Genomic DNA, 17,805 nt, shown 5'->3' on the forward strand with positions numbered 1-17,805 from the left:
GGACGCACGGCGGGGTCACGCTGAACCGTTTTATACCCAGCCAGCCCACGACGCAGGAAAAAATGCAGCGTAACCTGCGGGAAAAGCAGGCCATCGCCCGCTGCGCGGCGCTTATGGTCAAGGCGGGCGACGCGGTGGTGCTGGATGCCGGCACCACGGCGCTGGAGCTGGCGCGTCAATTGACCCACCTGCCGCTGCGGGTGATTACCGCTGATCTGCATATCGCGCTGTTGCTGTGTGAATTCAAACAAATCGAAGTGACCATTATCGGCGGGCGTATCGACGACAGCAGCCAGTCTTGCATTGGCGAGCACGGCCGGCGTTTTTTGCGCGGCATCAACCCGGATATCGCCTTTGTCACGTGCAATTCCTGGAGTCTGGAGCGCGGCGTGACCGCGCCCACCGAGGAAAAGGCCGGTCTGAAATACGACCTGTTAATGACCGCCCGCCGGCGGGTGTTGCTCGCCGACCATACCAAATACGGCGCCTGGTCGCTTTTCCGCGCCGCTTCGTTGAATGCGCTGACGGATGTCATTACCGACAGTGGTCTTGATGAGCCGGTACGTCAAACGTTGTCTAATCAATCTTTCATGCTGACATTGGCGGAATGATCGCCGCCCCAACCCGGCGTATCGCGGGTATATTGCGCGTGGGTCTGGATATATGCGCTCGCTTGCCGCCGCGATGCAACTTGAATCATTTAAAGTATGGCGGGTTCTTCTTATTCATTGGCTAATTTCATGTCCATTTTTGCTGAAATAAAATGATATGGAAAAAACCGGTATTTCTTGCTTTAAGATAGACCAGAATAAATATTGTATGATGGTTGGTTAGCTGATATTTCCTTCTATTTAATGTCCAAAATAATGATTTTAATCAGTATGAGATAATAAAATTATGGCTGTAATCGGTTACATGAAAATGCGGCGGAAAAAGCAGAATACTCCATCTCCCTTGAAACGGTCCGGACGCGGGCTAAATGACGCATTCATACTGCCGATAATCTATGAATAGGTATACCCAGCATACTTCAGGTTGCCTCTTCGAGAGACATCCCGTCCCTCACCGGCGGCCCGCCGTTGGCGGTTCAAATGCGTTGCCGACGAATTTGCCGCTCACTTGCCGCCGCGATGCAACTGGGAGTACCCAGGGTATATACGGCGTATAAAGACAATTGACCTTTACTCTACACTCTACGCATTTCGAGTCGCGTCGCGGCGGCCAATGCGAACATCCTCCTAAGCCGTGGAGCCGGCGGGGTGATCGCGGGTAGCCGGCAAAGAGGCGATTGGGGGGATGGCGAACATATGCACAATCGAATAAAAGTGGTGACCATCCTGGTGATGGCGCTGTTGACCCAGGCATTACTGCAATTTGTCTCCGGCGGTTTTTTTGTCCAGACATTGTCGCGTAACAAAACCGGTTTTCATGTTTCCCGGGCCGCGAATCAAAATGTGGCGGCATTGACCAACGCCTGGGTTTACTTAATTCAGACCCGCATCACGTTGGGCGTGATACAACAAGACCAGTTAATGGGCAATGCGGATAAACAGGCTTTTAACGCCATGATCGCGCGCGCCGTAAGCTGTCTTGATAATTCCAGCAAAAACTACGCGTTGTACCGACAAATGCCTAAAACACCCGGTTTAAACCCGGAACTGACCGATAATTTGCAAAAAAGTTTTTCGGACTACTCTCAATTGATGACGCAGATGCTGGCATCGATAAAAAGCGGCCGCATCGGCGAAGCCGTCAGGTTGAATGCCCAAGCCAGCGAAATGAATATCGCGACCCAGGACATCTTCGAGAAATGGCGTGATGCGCAAACGGTATTGGCGGATGCCGGCGCGGCGCAAAACGATGCCGCCTACCAGGCGATGTTGTGGATTATGGGCGGTATCGCCCTGCTGGTGCTGGTGATTGCGGTCAGTGCCTGGGCGGCGATCAAACGGGCGCTACTGCGGCCCCTTGCCCAGGTATTGGAGCATATTCGCGCCATCGCCGAAGGGGATCTGACCCGGGATATCGCCACCCGGGGACGAAATGAGATGGGACAACTGGCGGCGGGAGTCCAGGATATGCAGCGGTCGTTGATACGCACGGTTGGTGAGGTGCGCGCCGGGGCCGATGCGATTTACGTCGGCGCCGGCGATGTCTCCGCCGGCAGCAATGACTTGTCCTCGCGTGTTGAGCAACAGGCGGCCTCGCTGGCGCAAACCGCCGCCAGCATGGAGCAACTGACCGTTACGGTCACGCAGAATGCGGATAATGCCCGCCAGGCGGCCGGCCTGGCAAGCCATGCGTCGTCGACGGCGGCCAAAGGGGGCGAGGTTGTCGACACGGTGGTGAAAACCATGCGCGACATCACCGACAACTCGCGCAAGATAGCCCAAATCATCACCCTAATTGACGGAATCGCCTTTCAGACCAATATATTGGCGCTCAATGCCGCGGTAGAGGCGGCCCGCGCCGGGGAACAGGGACGGGGGTTCGCCGTGGTGGCCGGCGAGGTGCGCGGCTTGGCCCAACGCAGCGCACAGGCGGCCGGCGAAATCAAAACGCTGATCGCCTCTTCCGTTTCCCGCGTTGAAACCGGCTCCCGGCAGGTGCAGGAAGCCGGAGAAACCATGCAGGCCATCGTCGGTGAAGTCCGGCGCGTTACCGATATTATGGGCGAGATCTCCTCATCGTCGGAGGAACAGAGCCAAGGTATACGGCAAGTGGCCCAGGCGGTGGCGGAAATGGACAACGTCACGCAGCAAAACGCGGCGCTGGTGGGGCAATCGGCGGCGGCGGGCGAGGCGTTGACGGCATTGGCCGGCCGGTTGAACAAAGCGGTCTCGGTGTTCCGGCTGGCGGTGACTGCGCAGGACGGCGAGCTGCTGCCCAAGGACAAGCAGGGCTTGCCCCTCCTGCAAGCGATACCGGCCCAAGGGTAGCGAGAAATAACACGCCGGGTCCGGCCGCCGGCACGGGCGTGTGTTCTCAGGGGCGAAAAGCCGGCCTGGCCGCCGCCCGGCGATGCGCGGCCATCAATAAGCCCAGCATGGCGTCGGCCGCCGGCGTCAGCGGCCGCGCCGCGTGCGTCACGGCAAAATGTTTGATTTCCCAACTGGGCGTATCGGGCATGACGTGCAGCGGTAGCACGGATTTAAGCAAATTGGCGTAATGGCTGGGCAGGATGCCGACGAATTTGCCCGTGGCGATAAGCGTGGCCACGGCCTCGACGCCGGTGGCCTCCGGGCCTCGGGCGAATCCCAGCTTCGAGATGCTCTCCTCGACGAAAAATTGTTGTTGCCGGTATACTAGCGGCGGCTTATCTTTCGGCGCCGGGCCGAAATAATATAAACGATGTACTTCGGTATATAACTCATCATAACGAAAAGATATGAGTTTTTGATCTTCCATAATGCCCTTAATGACGATATCCACTTTCCTATCGTGCAATGCCTGGATAAGCTGAGGCGCCGTTAAAGTATATAACTTCAGATTAATCAATGGCGCCAGTATATGCAATTCACGTAATGCGCGATGAATGGCGCAGTCTGGGTGGGATAGACTGTTATCACTTATTCCTATGGCTAAAGGGCCGGAAATAATTTCCCGATTGGCATCAATGGCTGGGAATATCCGATCCAGGGCATCCAGCGCGTCTTGCGCGTATAATAATGCGGTCTTGCCGGCGGCCGTAAGCTCAAAGCCTTGCGGGCCGCGGCTGCACAACTTGGCGCCCAAGGTTTCCTCCACCGATTTTATTTGTCGGCTGATAGTGGCTTTAGTGATATTGAGCTTATTTTCCGCCGCTGAAAACCCACCGGCTTGCGCCACCGCGCAAAATATTCGCAATGCTTTTAAATCGCGCTCAGTCAATATTCTTTTTTTCATGGTTGCCATTTCCGAAACTATGATTGCAAAAAAAGACTATTTTCCATTCCTAAGCTCCTTAATACAATCGGCGTGAAGTGATATTTAGCCTACAGGGAATTCCGATGTCTGAGATACTGACCGTTGCGCCGCAAACAAACCATAAATCGCTGCTATTTTCCGAGCTGGCATTAGATCTGGATAATTTGCGGGCGCATTTCGCCGTACTGGGTATGCCCTACGGCGCGGCCTACACGCCGCAAGACTATAACAATGACCAGACGCGGGCGCCTACCGCTATACGACAGGCATCGGATCGCGTGATTCGCGGCCCGGAGCGCTATGACTTTGATATCGACGGTCCGCTGCTGCAAGGGCGCGAGGATATCCGTTTTGTGGATTGCGGCGACGTGCCGGCGGATTTGAGCGAGCCTCGCGGCCATTTTCGCCGGGCGGAATCGGCCGTGCGAAAAATACTGGCGGCGGGCGCCATTCCCATTGTACTGGGCGGCGATCATGGCATCACCAACCCCGTTTTGCGGGCATTCGATGGACAAGGGCCGTTGACCATTGTTCATCTGGATGCCCATCTGGATTGGCGGGATGAAGTCAACGGCGTGAAGGACGGTCTGTCCAGCCCGATGCGCCGCGCTTCCGAGTTGCCGTATGTCAAAAATATCATCCAAATCGGTATGCGCGCCTCCGGCAGCGCCAGACAGGAGGAGGCGGATTATGCCCGGCAATGGGGCGCCAGCATCACCACCGCTTACGAGCTCCATGACATCGGCATGGACGCCGTGCTTGAGCGGATACCCGATGGCGGGCGTTATTACCTGACCATTGATGCCGATGGCCTTGACCCGGCCTGCATGCCGGCGGTGGCCGGTCCCGCGCCGGGGGGGGGTCACTTTCGTCCAGGCGCGCAAATTGATTCATGGACTGGTCAAGAAAGGCCGTGTGGTGGGAATGGATTTTGTGGAAATTCAACCATCGCGGGATATTCATCAACACTCCTGCATGATTGCCGGCCGGTTGATATTGAACTTGATCGGCGCGGCCATCCGCGCCGGCTATTGCGATAACGCGCGTTAAACAAAACGAGGTCAGGTCATGAGAATCAGAACATTGTTGCTATCCCTGTGTTTACCGGCCCTATTGTGTCTGGGTGAGGCCCATGCGGCAAAACCGGTCCGCGTGGCGATTGACCCCACCTTTCCGCCCATGGAGTACATTCAGAACGGTAAACGCGTGGGATTCGATATGGATCTGGCGCAGGCGCTGTCAGCCAGATTGGGCCGGCCGTTCGACTATACCGATATGGATTTCAAAGCCATGGTGCCCTCGGTCATGTCCGGCCGCGCCGATATGATCTTGTCCGCTATTTACATCACGGATGAACGCAAGAAAGTGGTGGATTTCACCGATCCGTATTTTTCCGCCGGTCTGGTGGTGCTGGTCAAAAAAGATAACGCGCAGATCACCCATCTGGCGGATTTGGCGGGCAAACGCGTGGCGGTACAAGTGGGGACCAAGTCGGTGGCGGTGCTCAGCGACAACTACCCGACGGTGCAGCGCATGGAAGTGGAAAAGAATGAAGAGATGTTCAACGCCCTGGAGTCGGGTCGGGCGGATGCGGTGGTGACCGGTAAGCCCGCCGCGCTGCTGTACGCCAAAACCCGCGGTACCGCCAAGGTACTGCCGGAACCGCTGACCCATGAAGATTACGGCATTGCGGTGAGCAAAAACGAACCGCAATTGCGCGATGCCCTGAACAAGGCATTGGCGCAGCTCAAGGCGGACGGGACCTGGCAGGAATTGCAGGAAAAATGGTTTGGCGCGTCGGGCAATTGACCCGCTGACGGAGAGTGGGGCCGATGGTCACCTTGGACTTTACCCCCGCCTTGGCCGGTTGGCGGGATCTGCTTTCAGGCGCGCTGGTGACTATAGAAGTGACGCTGTGCGCCATGCTGCTCAGTTGCCTCCTTGGCGCCCTGATAGGTCTGGCGCGCGTCAACGGCCAGAATGCGTCTTTACGGACGGCGGGCAATACCTACGTCATTCTGGTGCGCGGCACGCCGTTACTGGTGCAACTGTTTATTCTCTACTTTGGTTTGCCCTATTTCGGCATTGTAATACCGGCGTTTGTCTGCGGGTTTATCGGCATGGGCTGTTATTCGGCGGCCTATGTATCGGAGCTGGTGCGCGGCGCCATCGAATCCATAGATCGCGGCCAAATGGAGGCGGGGCGCTCCATGGGCATGTCCTCCGGGCAGGCCATGCGATGGATTATTCTGCCGCAGGCGCTGGTACGTATGTTGCCGCCGCTGGCCAATGAATTTATTGCATTGACGAAAAATTCGGCGCTGGTTTCCCTGGTCACCATTCACGATGTGATGCATGAGGGTCAGAAAATCATCAGCGTCTCCTATCGGTCGCTGGAGGTCTATATTGTCATCGCCTGCATCTATCTCATCTTGACCACGACCACCATGCTGGCTTTGCGCAAACTGGAAAAGAAACTGCGGGCCGGGGGGATGGTGCAATGAGCCAAGGCGTTATTGATATTCGCGGTTTACGAAAATCCTTTGACGGGCATCTTATTCTCAAAGGCATTGACTTGCAGGTACGGCGCAAGGAGGTCGTGGCGATCATCGGTCCGAGCGGATCAGGCAAAAGCACTTTCCTGCGCTGTTGCAATGGACTGGAAACCGCCGAACAGGGATCGATCCGGATATGCGGCGAGTGGCTGCTCGCCGACGGTAAGAGACTGGGCGATGCGGCGCTCAATACACTTCGCACCCATGTGGGCATGGTTTTTCAATCCTTCAACCTGTTCCCTCATTTGACCATCCTGCAAAACGTCGCCATCGGGCCACGCAAAGTTTTGCGTCATCCCAAAGGCCATGCCGAGCAGTTGGCGCGACAGTTGCTGGATAAAGTCGGCCTGGCGCATAAAGCCGACGCCATGCCGGCCAGTCTCTCCGGCGGTCAGAAACAACGGGTGGCCATTGCCCGGGCGTTGGCGTTGCAGCCGGAGGTCATGTTGTTCGATGAGCCCACATCGGCCCTTGATCCCGAGTTGGTGGGGGAAGTGCTGGCGGTCATGAAGCAGTTGGCGCACGAAGGCATGACGATGATGGTGGTAACCCATGAAATGGGCTTTGCCCGGGAGATGGCCGATACCCTGGTGGTTATGGAGGAGGGGCGCATTGTGGAGAGCGGTCCGGCCGAGACAGTTTTCTCCTGTCCGACCCATGCCAGAACCCGCGCGCTGCTGCAAAAAATCAACCAGGGGAACTGACGGAACATGAATAAGGACGAGATGGCGGGAACCAGAGCGGATAGCGCCATGATAACCCTGCGGGGAGACAATCGGGCCAACCGGGCCTTTACCGGCGTCGCCACATTTTTACGTTCGGATTATTGCGCCGATATCGACCGGATGACGGCGGAAATGGCGGTCTTCGGCGTGCCCCTTGATGAGGCGTCGCCTTTTCTGCCCGGCGCGCGCATGGCGCCGCGCAGCGTACGCGAGCATTCCATGCGCTTTTCCCCCGGGGGATTTTACGATATTGCCCGTGATAAACATTATTTGCCGACGGAAATCCTGACGGGACGGATTGTGGATGCGGGCGATGTGGATATTTTGCCCACCAATCTGCCGCAAACGCTGGAAAACATCGCCGCCATGACCCGATCGTTGCGGCGGCGGGGGGTTATTCCGGTGGCCATCGGCGGCGATCATTCGGTTTCCTACCCCCTGATTCGCGGATTTGAAGAACCGGTGCATGTCATTCAATTCGATGCGCATCTGGATTTCGCTCCCGCGGCACAGGGTATGCGGTATACCAATGGGCAGCCTTTTCGGCATATTGCCGCCTTGCCTCATGTTAAAAGCCTGACTCAGGCCGGTATCCGCAGCCTGCGGGTTCGGTCGGCGGAAGCGCAAGATGCGCGGGGCGCGGGCAGTCGCGTGGTGCCAGTGGGCGAATTCCGCGCGCTGGGGCCGCAAGGGGTGGCCGCGTTGCTGCCGGCCGGTGAAAAATGCTACGTCAGCATTGATATCGATGCGCTGGATATGTCGTTGGTACCTGGCTGCGTATCCGCCGAGCCGGACGGCCTGCGCTATGACCAATTGCGGGACACGCTTTGCGCCCTGGCGGCCCGGATGGACATTATCGGTTTTGATTTAGTGGAGGTGAACCCGCTGCTGGATGTGGGCACCGGTATAACCTCTTATCTGGCCGCGCACGTTATGGTGGAATTCATCGGCCATATTTTCGCCGAGCGGGCGGCGCGTCGTACTTGCGATGTGGTCACCTGAATTGTATTAGCTCAGACTTGAACAGACAGGTCTGGTATGTAGAACACAATCAAACCTGATAGCCTGGTTTGGGCGAACTTAGATCTTTACGGGCGGGAGATCTGGACGAGATAGAGAAGTGATAACCAGTCTTGACGTGTGCTGGCAAAAATGTCGAGAATCGTCTCGTCAGTCTGATGGTTATAGCGGAAAAGACAAATGTATTTCCCGGTTGATTCTAACCAGCGGCGCAATTTTACGCCGTTAGCCAGCGCGTTTTGTTCAAACGGATATTGGAGGGGGTCAGCTTCAATATCGACGATAGCTTGTTCCAACAAATCAGTCGCAAAATCGCGAGCATCATCGTTTGACATTGTTACCGCTTTATAGGACTCAATTACTGATAAAGTTTGTTCTGTGACTTGGGTGGTGATTGCTATCGTCATTTATTAGCCTCATATTATTTATGCCGCTCTGATCGCCTCCGTGCTAATAGCTCACGGGCGGTTTCGTGGCGGCCGTTCTCAAAATCATGTTGAGACAGGCTAACCAGTTTCAGCATGGCGTTTACTTGCTGCTGCTGGTGGCGTTCAACCAGTTCCGCTTCACGTTCTTCCGCGGTCTGAATAAACAGCTCAGCTGCGCCATTTTTTGTCACATACACACCGCCTCTGAAGTTCTGAGGGGTGCCAAGCATCTCCCGAGCAGACTTCTGCGAAATGGTAGTCATGTAGTAAACCTCACTTAATAGGCGTGGCCACACGGATGAAAGCGTCCGCTAGTCACAGGCTCCTTTCTTGTCAGCTTTCCAGGATGGAGGCCGTACGTGCTTTCAAAAGACAGAATAGTCAAAAATTCACTCTCGAGCAATATTTGTCATAAATTTTACCCCCTCTCTCTATCCTTGGGCGTCAGGGCAACGACGCGGGCGCGCATGCCGGCGGGCTCTGTGATCAACCAGAGGTGGGTGATATTTGGCACAAGTTCGGCTCGCTGATGAGGGCGGCCCTTGCTTACGGCAAACCGGAAAGGCCGGCGCGGTTGAGCGTCGGGTGATGTTTTCCGTCTCCGGCGCGCTGGTCACGGGCAGCAGCGGTGGTGATGATAGCGTTACGGCAGGGTGTTCAGCAGTCAGGCTCCGGCAGAGGCGGCCAAAGGTTTTGATATTGAGGCTGTGCTGGCGAGCGTACTGTAGCGGGTACCGCATTCGGCAGCCTTCTCACAGCCACTCTGAAATAACATGCAATGATAACCTAAGAACTTCCGGGACAATGATTGCGCATTTCATGCGCCAGGTCGATAAGCGCTTTGAGTCCCGGCGGGATATGGCGTCGGCCGGAATAGTATAATCGCAGGCCGGCGAACGAAGGGCACCAATCTTCTAGCACGCTCTCCAATCCGCCGTCGGCCAAATCCCGATGAATAAACCAGTCTGAAATGAATGCCAGTCCGATACCGCGCCGCGCCGCCTGGCGGATTGCGCGCATTTCGCTACACACCATCCGGTAGGGCATGGCGACGGCGAGCTTTTGCTGATGCCGTTCAAGTTCCCAGTGATAAATGCCGCCGTGGGACATACGCATGCCGATACCCTCGTGGCGCGGCAAATCGTCCGGCGCAAGGGGCTTTCCTCGCCGGGCGAAATAGACGGGACTGCCAACGATAAGCATGCGGGCATCGGCCGTCAGCGGCACGGCAATCATATCTTGCGGCACGAATTCCGCGAGACGTATTCCGGCATCGAACCCTTCGGCTACGATATCGACCCGTCGCGGCTCGGTGACGATATCCAGGCGCATTTGCGGATAGCGTCGCAGATATTCGCAAAACAGCGGTTCAAACAACAGGGACGCCGATTCAGGCGGGGCGTTGATACGTAACGTGCCGGCGGGTGTTTCCGGCCGATCGCTGATTTCTTCCGACGCCCGGCGGATTTCGGTCATGGCGGGCGCGATACGCTCCACATAGCGGCGGCCTGCTTCGGTGAGGGCGACGCTTCGGGTGGAGCGGTGAAATAAACGTGCCCGCAAGCGGCTCTCCAGAGCGGCGACGGCGTTACTTACCGCGGAGGCGGACATGCCCAGCTCGCGCGCGGCGGCGCGAAAACTTTGCCGGTGGGCGACGGCAAGAACGACCTCCAGCTCGATAAGACCGGTGCGATGCATGGATTATCCTGATTTTCATTACAGACTGTCTAAAATAAACCTGCTTATCGAAACAATAGCGCGCGCCTATACTTCCGTCAAACGCGCCGGTCAGGCGCGGTGACGGAGAGGCCAATGCAACACATCGACAAGATCTATATTAATGGCGGATGGGTAACGCCGCACGGTACGGAAATATTCCAACTGTTTAATCCCGCCACGGAAGAGGTCATTGGCACCGTGCGACTGGCCGATGACCAAGATGTGCGACAGGCGGTCGCGGCGGCCAAAGCCGCTTTCCCGGCCTGGTCCAACACCGGCAAGGAACAGCGTATTGCGGTATTGCGCGCAATGCATGCCGCGGTGGCCGACTGCGAAGGCGCGCTGAAGGAGGCCATCATAGAGGAATATGGCGCGCCGGTCGCGCGTTCGCAGTGGATGGCGACGTATCCGGCCGATGTTATCCTCCAGGCCATTGAAGCGTTGGAATCCTTTCCATTTGAAGAGCAGGCGGGCGCCGCAACGGTCATCGTGACGCCTGTCGGCGTCGCCGGCCTGATTACGCCATGGAACAGCGACGCGGGATTCATCTGTAATAAACTGGCGACGGCCATGGCCGCCGGCTGTACCGCCGTTATCAAGCCCAGTGAAATGAGCGCCATACAGACCCGTATCATCACACAGGCCCTGCATCATGCCGGCATCCCCGCCGGCGTGTTCAATGTCGTCACCGGCCGCGGCGATGTGGCGGGCGCGGCATTAAGCGGTCATCCGGATATCGCCAAGATCTCTTTTACTGGCTCCTCCTCAGTGGGCAAATACCTGGTGGCGCGCGGCGCGGAAAGCGTAAAACGCGTAACGCTGGAACTGGGGGGCAAATCGCCGACCCTCATTCTGGACGATGCCGATGTGGCCTGGGCGGTATCCATGGCGTTAAGCGCCGGATTTAATAACAGCGGCCAGGCGTGTATCGCCGGTACGCGCATCTTGGTGCCGCAGCATCGTCTGGCCGAATTCGAGCAGGCCATTGTCCAGGCCGTCGCCGATATCCGTTCCGGCGATCCGCGTGATCCGCAAACGGTTATCGGCCCAATGGTGAGCCGCAAACAATGGGAGCGGGTACAACGTTACATCCGCCTCGGCCAGGAGGAAGGCGCCAGACTGTTGACCGGCGGCGAGGGTCGTCCAACCGGGCTGACGTCGGGCTGGTTTGTCAGGCCCACGGTCTTTACCGGGGTGGATAATCAAATGCGTATTGCCCGCGAGGAGATTTTCGGCCCGGTGCTGGCGATAATTCCTTATGGGGATGAGGAAGACGCTATCGCCATTGCCAACGACACCCCCTATGGTTTGAGCGCGCTGGTGTTGTGCGGCGATAGGCCGCGGGGCGTTCGGATCGCGCGGCGGATCGAATCCGGCCGTGTCCTGGTCAATACCCTGTCCCACGAGCCAAAGGCCCCGTTCGGCGGATTCAAGCACTCTGGCCTGGGCCGGGAAATGGGCAAATGGGGGCTTCAGGCGTATCTGGAGCCGAAAACCTTATTGGTGGGATAAAAGCGCGGCAGGAGACTGCCAGCCCAACCCCAGACTTTTTTGTAATGTCACGAAATCCAGGGCCAGATCGGTCTGCGCCTGGATCCGGTTGCGGCCGGCGTCAAGCTCGGCCCGCTGGGTGTCCAGCAGGTCGATGAGGCTGGCCACGCCGGCGCGGTAACGTTGGCCGACCAGAACATTGTCGTGCCGGGCGGCGTCTTCCACGGCCAGGTAGTTCGCTAGCGTCCGGCGCTGTTGGCCGTAGCGCGACAGCGAACTGTTCGCGTCCCGTAGCCCATTGAGCACGGTCTTGCGCCATTGCGCCTCCGCCTGATCGCGCTGGGCCTCGGCCACATGAATCTGGGATCGCACGCGGCCGAAATCCAGGATATTCCATTGCAACATCGGGATAAGCATCCACGATGCGTTGTCCTGCCGGAACACCTGGCCGCTGTCGGAACTGCTAAATCCCAGCAAGCCGCGCAAGGTAATCTTCGGATACAGGTCCGCCATATGTTCGCCCACAATGGCGGTGCTGGCGGCCAATTGCCGCTCGGCATTGCGGATATCCGGTCGATGGCGCAGCATATCCACCGGGCGGCCCACGTTGACATGCTCCGGCTGTTTGGGCAACCGCGCGGCGCCGGACAGCAGCGTATCCAGCGCGCCGGGCGTCAGTCCGGACAAGAAAGCCAATTGATCCAGGTTATCATTGATATCGGCCTGTAATGAGGGTTCCTGCGCCTGAAGGGTTGCCAGTTGCGTCTTGAGCCGATCCACATCGCTATCGTCGGCCGCGCCGCGCTCGCGCCGCTGGCGAACAAGGTCCAGCATCTTTTGCTGCAATTGCAGGCTATGCTGCAAAAAAGCCAGTTGCTCCCGCGCGCCGCATAAGCGCAGATAATCACGCGCCACCTCGGCGGCAACCGAGACTTGCGTATCCGCCAGGCTCGCCTCGCTGGCTTGCGCCTGCGCCCGGCCCGCCTCGGCGGCGCGGCGGTCTTGTCCAAACACATCCAGCTCCCAACTGGCATCGAAGCTACTGCTATACAAATTCATGGGGTTATCGGTGGTTAGACCGATGCTATCGGGCAACTTGACGCGCGCGCCCAATCCGGTGGCGTTCAATGTCGGGTATCGCTGCGCCTCATCCCCCGCGAGCGTCGCGCGCGCTTCTTTTAGGCGGGCGGTGGCGATGGCCAGATCAGGATTGTGCCGCAAGGCGTTTTCAATAAGCTGATTTAGCCGGTCGTCATGGAACGCCAGCCACCAGCGCGATTGGGCGGGCTGCGTGCCGACGCCGGCGTCGGGTAGACGCTGAAAGCGAGTGACCGAGGGCGTGGCGGGAGGGCCGGCGTAATCCGGTCCCACGCTGCAATTTGCCAGCAGTAGCGCCGCCGCGGCGGCAAGAGTCGGTTTCAGTAAAGCGTCGGACGTCATAATGGCCTTCATTTATGGATTAAACGCGGCGAGCGCAGCAGCAACGCCAGCGGAATACAGCCGACCAGAGCGATGCCCAGCATATAGAATGATTCGGAATAGGTCATGACCGACGCTTGCAGGGCAATTTCGTTGGCCAACTGCGCCAGCGCCTGCATTTTGGCGTGCAGCAGGTCGCCGTGCTCGCTGAAGAACAGGGCGGTATTACCCGATAAACGGCTGTTGGCCAGTGGAGAATTGGCGGTAACCGATTCCCGGATAATGTCGCTGTGCAATTTGGTTTGACGATCGATAAACACGCCCATCAGCGCCAATCCTACCGAGCCGCCCAGATTACGCATCATATTGTAAAGCCCGGCGGCATCCGCCACGTCGCCGTCGCCGACCGCCGCCATGGAGGCCTGGTTAAGCGGCATCATCGCCATGATTTGTCCGGCGCCGCGCAGCAGTTGCGACCAGAAGAAATCATTGCCGGCGCTCTGCGCGGTCAGCGACGTGTCCAGAAAACAACTTACCGCGAACAACACGATACCGGTGATGACCAATAATCGCGCATCCACGGTGCCGAGCAGGCGCGGCAATATTGGCATCATCATCAGGCTCGGAATACCGGAGATAAGCAAGACATCGCCGGATTGCAACGCGTTATAGCCGGCGACGCCGCTGAGAAACTGCGGCAGCAGATAGATGACGCAATACAGCCCCATGCCGACGACGAACACAATGACGATGACACTGAGAAAACGCGCGTTGCCCAGTAGTGACAGGCGGATCACCGGCTTGCGGGCGGTGAACTGGGCAATGGCCAGGCAGATAAGCCCGATGGTCATCAAGACCGTCAACCCGATAATCATGTCCGACTCGAACCAGCGTTCCCGCTGCCCTTCTTCCAGGACCACCGTCAAACTGCTCAGACCGGCGGCCAGGCCGAAAATACCCAGCCAATCGGCATTGAAAAAATCATCCCAATGGGGTTTTACCGGCGGAAGGCCCAGGAGCAGCAGCAACACCAGACCGGCGCAAACCGGGATATTGATAAAAAAGCACCAGTTCCAACTGACATTTTCCGCCAACCAGCCGCCGAGCACCGGTCCGATGACCGGCCCAAGAATAACGATGATGCCGAATATCGACATCCCCAGCGGTAGCTGCCGGCGCGGTAGCCGGGTACGGATAATCATTTGCGCGGTGGGGATGAGCGCGCCGCCGGTAAAACCCTGGCCGATTCGGCCGGCAATCATTTGCGCCAGGTTATCGGCACTGCCGCAGATCACGGAAAACAGCGTAAACAGCAGGGCGCAGCCCACCAGAAAATTGCGCAGGCCGAGCAGGCGGCTCAGCCAGCCCGTCAAAGGAATCATGACGATTTCCGACATCAAATAGCCGGTGGAAATCCAGGTGCCTTCAGTGCCGGTCGCGCCGATTTCACCCTGGATTTGCGGCAAGGCCGAATTGGTGATGGAAATATCCAGCGTTGCCATTAACGCGCCAAGGGCGCCGGCGAGGACGGCAATCCAGTCGGTGATGTCGGCTTTTTCCCGATCAGTCGGACTCATGGCCGCGCCTGCCCGGAAGCGGGATGGGTATCGACATCCACCGTGACGGACATGCCGGCGAGCAGGCGTTTTACTTGCGGCGAGTGATCGGTGATGCGGATACGCACCGGCACGCGCTGCACGATTTTGGTAAAATTGCCGGTGGCGTTATCCGGCGGCAGCAGGGCGAACAACGAGCCGGTACCCGGGGCGAAGCTATCCACCACCCCTTTAAAATCGTGATCGGGAATGGCGTCGACCCGCAAACTGGCGGGCTGCCCGGGCCGCATATTCGCCAATTGGGTCTCCTTGAAGTTGGCCACCAGATAGATGTCGTCATTCGGTACCACGGTTAACAGTCGCGTGCCGGGCTGAACGAATTGGCCCACGCGCACGGCGCGATCGCCCACATAGCCGTCGATGGGGCTGACTATCACCGTGTCGCGGACATCGATATGGGACTGTTGCCGGCTGGCCCGGGCGGATGCCAGTTGCGCCCGGCTTTGATCGATTTGTGCCTGCTGGGTTTGAATTTGCGCCGAGGCCGATTTTACCGCCGCCACATTGGCGTCATAATCGGCCTGGGCCTGATCGCGGCTACGGCGTAAATCGGTGAGCTTTTCCTGATTTTCCGCCCCGCTGGCGGCGAGCGGCAGATAGCGTTGATATTCGTGTTCCGCGTAATGCAATTGGACCAGCGCCGAACGTTGCTTGGCCTGCGCTTCCTCAATTTCCGCCTGCTGACGGATGATTTCCGCCTCGGCCCGTTTGATGTCCGCCTGGTCGGCCAAAATGGCGGCGTTCGCTTGATCAAGCCGGGCCTGGTATTGATCGTCCTCAAGCCTGACCACCGGTTGCCCGGCGTTGACCCGCTGGTTATCCCGCACCAGGACTTCGCGCACATAACCGGTGACTTTCGGCGCGAGGGTGACGCTGTCGGCCTGGAGATAGGCATCGTCGGTGGATTCGACGTAGCGGGCGAACAGCAGCCAGTAACAAAGCCCGGCCGCCAGCAAGACAGCGACGCCCAACGCCAGATAAAGCAAAATTCGCCGTTTGCGGCGTGACGGGCGCGGGGCGGCGGGCTCGGCGGCGTCATTTGATGAAGCCGTTATAGCCATGTATAACATGGAGGAAACCTTGGTTGAATTTATGTCAATCGGAACAACTATTCCAGATGGAAAAAATGTGTCAAGTGATATATTTTTGTCGCGCCAGCAAGAGGGCGCCACCGGCTTGTTTTACATAGGAATTGAAAAATGTCAGAGAGAACGCACCCGAAGCAGCTTCGCCATCCGGCTTCCGGAGGGTACGCCCGCGGGAGCGAAACCCGCCGGCGTATCATGGATAGCGCCATCGAATTGTTCGGCGAGATGGGTTTCGAAGGCGCCTCTACCAGACACATCGCCAAGAGCGCCGGGGTGAATCCCCCCGCCCTGCAATACTATTTCGGCAACAAGGAAGGATTGTATGTCGCGTGCGCCGAATATCTGGTAACGGAAAACAAAGCATGGCTCGAGCCGTTCCTGGCGAAGATGGCCGCCAGGGAATGCGCCGATGCCGACGCCTGCATCGAAACGGTCTACTTGCTGCTTGAGGCCATCATGGACCATATTCTGAGCAGGAAAATCACCAGCGGTCAGCGATTGTTCTATGCGCGGATGCAATTGGGGCAGGGGCCGTCCGGCGCGGCGGAGTCCTTTAGCAATAAACTGTTCAGCCGATTGCATACGGTGGTGGTCGGGTTGGTGGCGCAGGTTTGCCATGCCTCCGTGGAGGACGAACTGATACAGTTTCGCGCCATGTCTTTGCTCGGCCAGGTGACGATGTTCCACACCCTGCGCCGTATGATGTTCCCCGGCTCGCGGCAAGACACCGCCCTTTCGCCGGACAAGATCATCTTGATGAAATCCTGTTTGCGCGAACAGTGCCAAACCCTGATGCGCAACTGGCATGCCTTGGCCGAGAAATAACCGTAACGCCCGTCGGGAGCAAGGCGGGCGGCGCGGCGGGAATCAACGCGTCTGTTGATACACCTGCAAATTGACATTGACCGCATTGAGCAGCGGCGCGGGGATTTGCCTTTGCGCGGCGCGCTGCGCCAGGTCGCCGATGATCTGGCGCGCCTCGATGGGGAAGCCTTGCGTCAGATCGCGATACATGGACGAGGTCATTGGCGTGGCGGGGTTGCTTAGCACGCTGTAAATGGATTGAACCCGCTCCGCGCGCTGCCGATAACCGCAGGCGCGCATGATGGCCAGGGCTTCATTAAACATGCCCTCCAGCAGCGCCGCGCCGCCGTCGGCGGACAACACCTGTCCCGTATCTCCGCGGGCCAGGCAGGTGACGGCGCCGAGCGTGCCGAGCAGCAGCCATTTTTCCCATAAGTCGTCGATAATGGTCTCGGTCAACACGTGCTCCACGCCGCTGTCGGCGAACTGTTCGTCCACCTGATGGTGAACGGCGAGGTTGCGGCCATCCAGTGCGCCATAGGAAATCTGATGTAACCGCGACATTTGGATAATCTCCCCGTCCGGGCCGAGAGTGGCATGGATTTTACACAACCCTCCCATTACCCGCCGCTCTCCGTAGCGTTGCACGAGGATATCGATATGGCGCATACCGTTTAGGATCGGCAGGATCAGCGTCTGTTCGCCCACCGCGGGCGCAATATCCGTCAGGGCCTGATCCAGCCCGAAACTTTTCACCGTGAGCAGTATGAGATCATATTGGCCGTCAAGCGCGCCCGCCTGGGTGAGCGTTGGCGCGAGGGTGAAATCCCCCAAAGGGCTTTGTACCCGCAACCCCGTCCGCGCGAGTTGCGATTTGCGCCGCTCCCGCACCAGGAAGGTCACGTCCCGTCCCGCCCGCGCCAGGCAGGCGCCAAAATAGCCGCCGGTCGCGCCGGCGCCCACTACCAGAATCCGCATAGGGTTATCTCATGTAAATGATTAGCTTTGACGCTAAGAGTTAATGAATTAATCAC

At 58.1% G+C, this 17,805-nt stretch carries 16 protein-coding genes and 1 pseudogene; 9 read left to right on the forward strand and 8 right to left on the reverse strand.

What is annotated here, in order from left to right:
• Both FCN80_RS21770 and FCN80_RS21775 read left to right on the forward strand, forming a co-directional pair.
• Positions 1-611: DeoR/GlpR family DNA-binding transcription regulator (locus tag FCN80_RS21770; protein WP_136992449.1), on the forward strand; the 611-nt coding region annotated here is incomplete at its 5' end.
• Between the two features lie 696 nt (positions 612-1,307).
• Positions 1,308-2,939, forward strand: coding sequence for a methyl-accepting chemotaxis protein (locus FCN80_RS21775; protein WP_136992450.1), 1,632 nt, complete (start codon positions 1,308-1,310; stop codon positions 2,937-2,939).
• A 46-nt stretch (positions 2,940-2,985) separates the two neighbouring features.
• Here the strand turns inward: FCN80_RS21775 and FCN80_RS21780 are convergent, their stop codons facing one another.
• Positions 2,986-3,885, reverse strand: coding sequence for a LysR family transcriptional regulator (locus FCN80_RS21780; RefSeq protein WP_136992451.1), 900 nt, complete (start codon positions 3,883-3,885; stop codon positions 2,986-2,988).
• A 104-nt stretch (positions 3,886-3,989) separates the two neighbouring features.
• On the opposite strand from FCN80_RS21780, the pseudogene FCN80_RS21785 reads away from it, so the two are divergent.
• The 5 genes and pseudogenes from FCN80_RS21785 to FCN80_RS21805 all read left to right on the forward strand — a co-directional run bounded on the left by FCN80_RS21785 (position 3,990) and on the right by FCN80_RS21805 (position 8,188).
• A pseudogene (locus FCN80_RS21785) lies at positions 3,990-4,956 on the forward strand (agmatinase).
• An 18-nt stretch (positions 4,957-4,974) separates the two neighbouring features.
• Positions 4,975-5,715, forward strand: coding sequence for a transporter substrate-binding domain-containing protein (locus FCN80_RS21790; RefSeq protein WP_136992452.1), 741 nt, complete (start codon positions 4,975-4,977; stop codon positions 5,713-5,715).
• A gap of 23 nt (positions 5,716-5,738) precedes the next feature.
• Complete coding sequence (locus tag FCN80_RS21795) at positions 5,739-6,410, forward strand: amino acid ABC transporter permease (RefSeq protein WP_136992453.1); 672 nt, start codon at positions 5,739-5,741, stop codon at positions 6,408-6,410.
• A complete protein-coding gene (locus FCN80_RS21800) occupies positions 6,407-7,165 on the forward strand; it encodes an amino acid ABC transporter ATP-binding protein (RefSeq protein ID WP_136992454.1) in 759 nt (252 codons plus the stop codon). The genes FCN80_RS21795 and FCN80_RS21800 overlap by 4 nt, the downstream gene beginning before the upstream one ends.
• Positions 7,166-7,171: 6 nt before the next feature.
• A complete protein-coding gene (locus tag FCN80_RS21805) occupies positions 7,172-8,188 on the forward strand; it encodes an arginase family protein (RefSeq protein WP_230492857.1) in 1,017 nt (338 codons plus the stop codon).
• 86 nt (positions 8,189-8,274) lie between these two features.
• On the opposite strand, the gene FCN80_RS21810 is transcribed toward FCN80_RS21805, so the two are convergent.
• The 3 genes from FCN80_RS21810 to FCN80_RS21820 all read right to left on the reverse strand — a co-directional run bounded on the left by FCN80_RS21810 (position 8,275) and on the right by FCN80_RS21820 (position 10,332).
• Positions 8,275-8,613 carry a hypothetical protein gene (locus FCN80_RS21810; RefSeq protein WP_136992455.1) on the reverse strand — a complete coding sequence of 113 codons (339 nt, stop codon included), beginning with the start codon at positions 8,611-8,613 and terminating at the stop codon, positions 8,275-8,277.
• Between the two features lie 14 nt (positions 8,614-8,627).
• Positions 8,628-8,897 carry a hypothetical protein gene (locus FCN80_RS21815; RefSeq protein WP_136992456.1) on the reverse strand — a complete coding sequence of 90 codons (270 nt, stop codon included), beginning with the start codon at positions 8,895-8,897 and terminating at the stop codon, positions 8,628-8,630.
• 523 nt (positions 8,898-9,420) lie between these two features.
• The gene (locus FCN80_RS21820) at positions 9,421-10,332 is read right to left on the reverse strand and encodes a LysR family transcriptional regulator (protein ID WP_136992457.1); all 912 of its coding nucleotides are present in this window, start codon (positions 10,330-10,332) and stop codon (positions 9,421-9,423) included.
• Positions 10,333-10,446: 114 nt separating this feature from the next.
• Between FCN80_RS21820 and FCN80_RS21825 the strand changes: the two genes are divergently transcribed.
• The gene (locus tag FCN80_RS21825) at positions 10,447-11,865 is read left to right on the forward strand and encodes an aldehyde dehydrogenase family protein (protein WP_136992458.1); all 1,419 of its coding nucleotides are present in this window, start codon (positions 10,447-10,449) and stop codon (positions 11,863-11,865) included.
• Here the strand turns inward: FCN80_RS21825 and FCN80_RS21830 are convergent.
• The 3 genes from FCN80_RS21830 to FCN80_RS21840 are packed head-to-tail and all read right to left on the reverse strand — an operon-like array spanning position 11,851 to position 15,949.
• Positions 11,851-13,284 carry an efflux transporter outer membrane subunit gene (locus tag FCN80_RS21830; protein ID WP_136992459.1) on the reverse strand — a complete coding sequence of 478 codons (1,434 nt, stop codon included), beginning with the start codon at positions 13,282-13,284 and terminating at the stop codon, positions 11,851-11,853. The genes FCN80_RS21825 and FCN80_RS21830 overlap by 15 nt on opposite strands.
• Before the next feature lie 8 nt (positions 13,285-13,292).
• Positions 13,293-14,840: an MDR family MFS transporter gene (locus FCN80_RS21835; protein ID WP_136992460.1), complete on the reverse strand. Its 1,548-nt coding sequence runs from the start codon at positions 14,838-14,840 to the stop codon at positions 13,293-13,295.
• Positions 14,837-15,949, reverse strand: a complete 1,113-nt coding sequence (locus tag FCN80_RS21840) for an HlyD family secretion protein (RefSeq protein ID WP_136992461.1) — start codon at positions 15,947-15,949, stop codon at positions 14,837-14,839. Before FCN80_RS21840 ends, FCN80_RS21835 begins: the two co-directional genes overlap by 4 nt.
• 129 nt (positions 15,950-16,078) lie before the next feature.
• Between FCN80_RS21840 and FCN80_RS21845 the strand changes: the two genes are divergently transcribed.
• Positions 16,079-16,792 (forward strand): CerR family C-terminal domain-containing protein, encoded by a 714-nt coding sequence (locus FCN80_RS21845; RefSeq protein WP_136992462.1) that lies wholly within the window; start codon positions 16,079-16,081, stop codon positions 16,790-16,792.
• A gap of 42 nt (positions 16,793-16,834) precedes the next feature.
• Here FCN80_RS21845 and FCN80_RS21850 read toward each other — a convergent pair whose 3' ends face one another.
• Positions 16,835-17,749: a ketopantoate reductase family protein gene (locus FCN80_RS21850; protein WP_136992463.1), complete on the reverse strand. Its 915-nt coding sequence runs from the start codon at positions 17,747-17,749 to the stop codon at positions 16,835-16,837.
• Positions 17,750-17,805 lie beyond the last annotated feature (56 nt).

This window comes from Martelella alba, assembly GCF_005217455.1.
Taxonomy (GTDB): domain Bacteria; phylum Pseudomonadota; class Gammaproteobacteria; order Enterobacterales; family Enterobacteriaceae; genus Acerihabitans.

Excerpts from the sequence above, each read along its gene's own strand:
- FCN80_RS21775 (WP_136992450.1), top strand. The coding sequence starts at position 1,308 with ATGCACAATCGAATAAAAGTGGTGACCATCCTGGTGATGGCGCTGTTG.
- FCN80_RS21780 (WP_136992451.1), bottom strand. The coding sequence starts at position 3,885 with ATGAAAAAAAGAATATTGACTGAGCGCGATTTAAAAGCATTGCGAATA.
- FCN80_RS21790 (WP_136992452.1), top strand. The coding sequence starts at position 4,975 with ATGAGAATCAGAACATTGTTGCTATCCCTGTGTTTACCGGCCCTATTG.
- FCN80_RS21795 (WP_136992453.1), top strand. The coding sequence starts at position 5,739 with ATGGTCACCTTGGACTTTACCCCCGCCTTGGCCGGTTGGCGGGATCTG.
- FCN80_RS21800 (WP_136992454.1), top strand. The coding sequence starts at position 6,407 with ATGAGCCAAGGCGTTATTGATATTCGCGGTTTACGAAAATCCTTTGAC.
- FCN80_RS21805 (WP_230492857.1), top strand. The coding sequence starts at position 7,172 with ATGAATAAGGACGAGATGGCGGGAACCAGAGCGGATAGCGCCATGATA.
- FCN80_RS21810 (WP_136992455.1), bottom strand. The coding sequence starts at position 8,613 with ATGACGATAGCAATCACCACCCAAGTCACAGAACAAACTTTATCAGTA.
- FCN80_RS21815 (WP_136992456.1), bottom strand. The coding sequence starts at position 8,897 with ATGACTACCATTTCGCAGAAGTCTGCTCGGGAGATGCTTGGCACCCCT.
- FCN80_RS21820 (WP_136992457.1), bottom strand. The coding sequence starts at position 10,332 with ATGCATCGCACCGGTCTTATCGAGCTGGAGGTCGTTCTTGCCGTCGCC.
- FCN80_RS21825 (WP_136992458.1), top strand. The coding sequence starts at position 10,447 with ATGCAACACATCGACAAGATCTATATTAATGGCGGATGGGTAACGCCG.
- FCN80_RS21830 (WP_136992459.1), bottom strand. The coding sequence starts at position 13,284 with ATGACGTCCGACGCTTTACTGAAACCGACTCTTGCCGCCGCGGCGGCG.
- FCN80_RS21835 (WP_136992460.1), bottom strand. The coding sequence starts at position 14,840 with ATGAGTCCGACTGATCGGGAAAAAGCCGACATCACCGACTGGATTGCC.
- FCN80_RS21840 (WP_136992461.1), bottom strand. The coding sequence starts at position 15,949 with ATGTTATACATGGCTATAACGGCTTCATCAAATGACGCCGCCGAGCCC.
- FCN80_RS21845 (WP_136992462.1), top strand. The coding sequence starts at position 16,079 with ATGTCAGAGAGAACGCACCCGAAGCAGCTTCGCCATCCGGCTTCCGGA.
- FCN80_RS21850 (WP_136992463.1), bottom strand. The coding sequence starts at position 17,749 with ATGCGGATTCTGGTAGTGGGCGCCGGCGCGACCGGCGGCTATTTTGGC.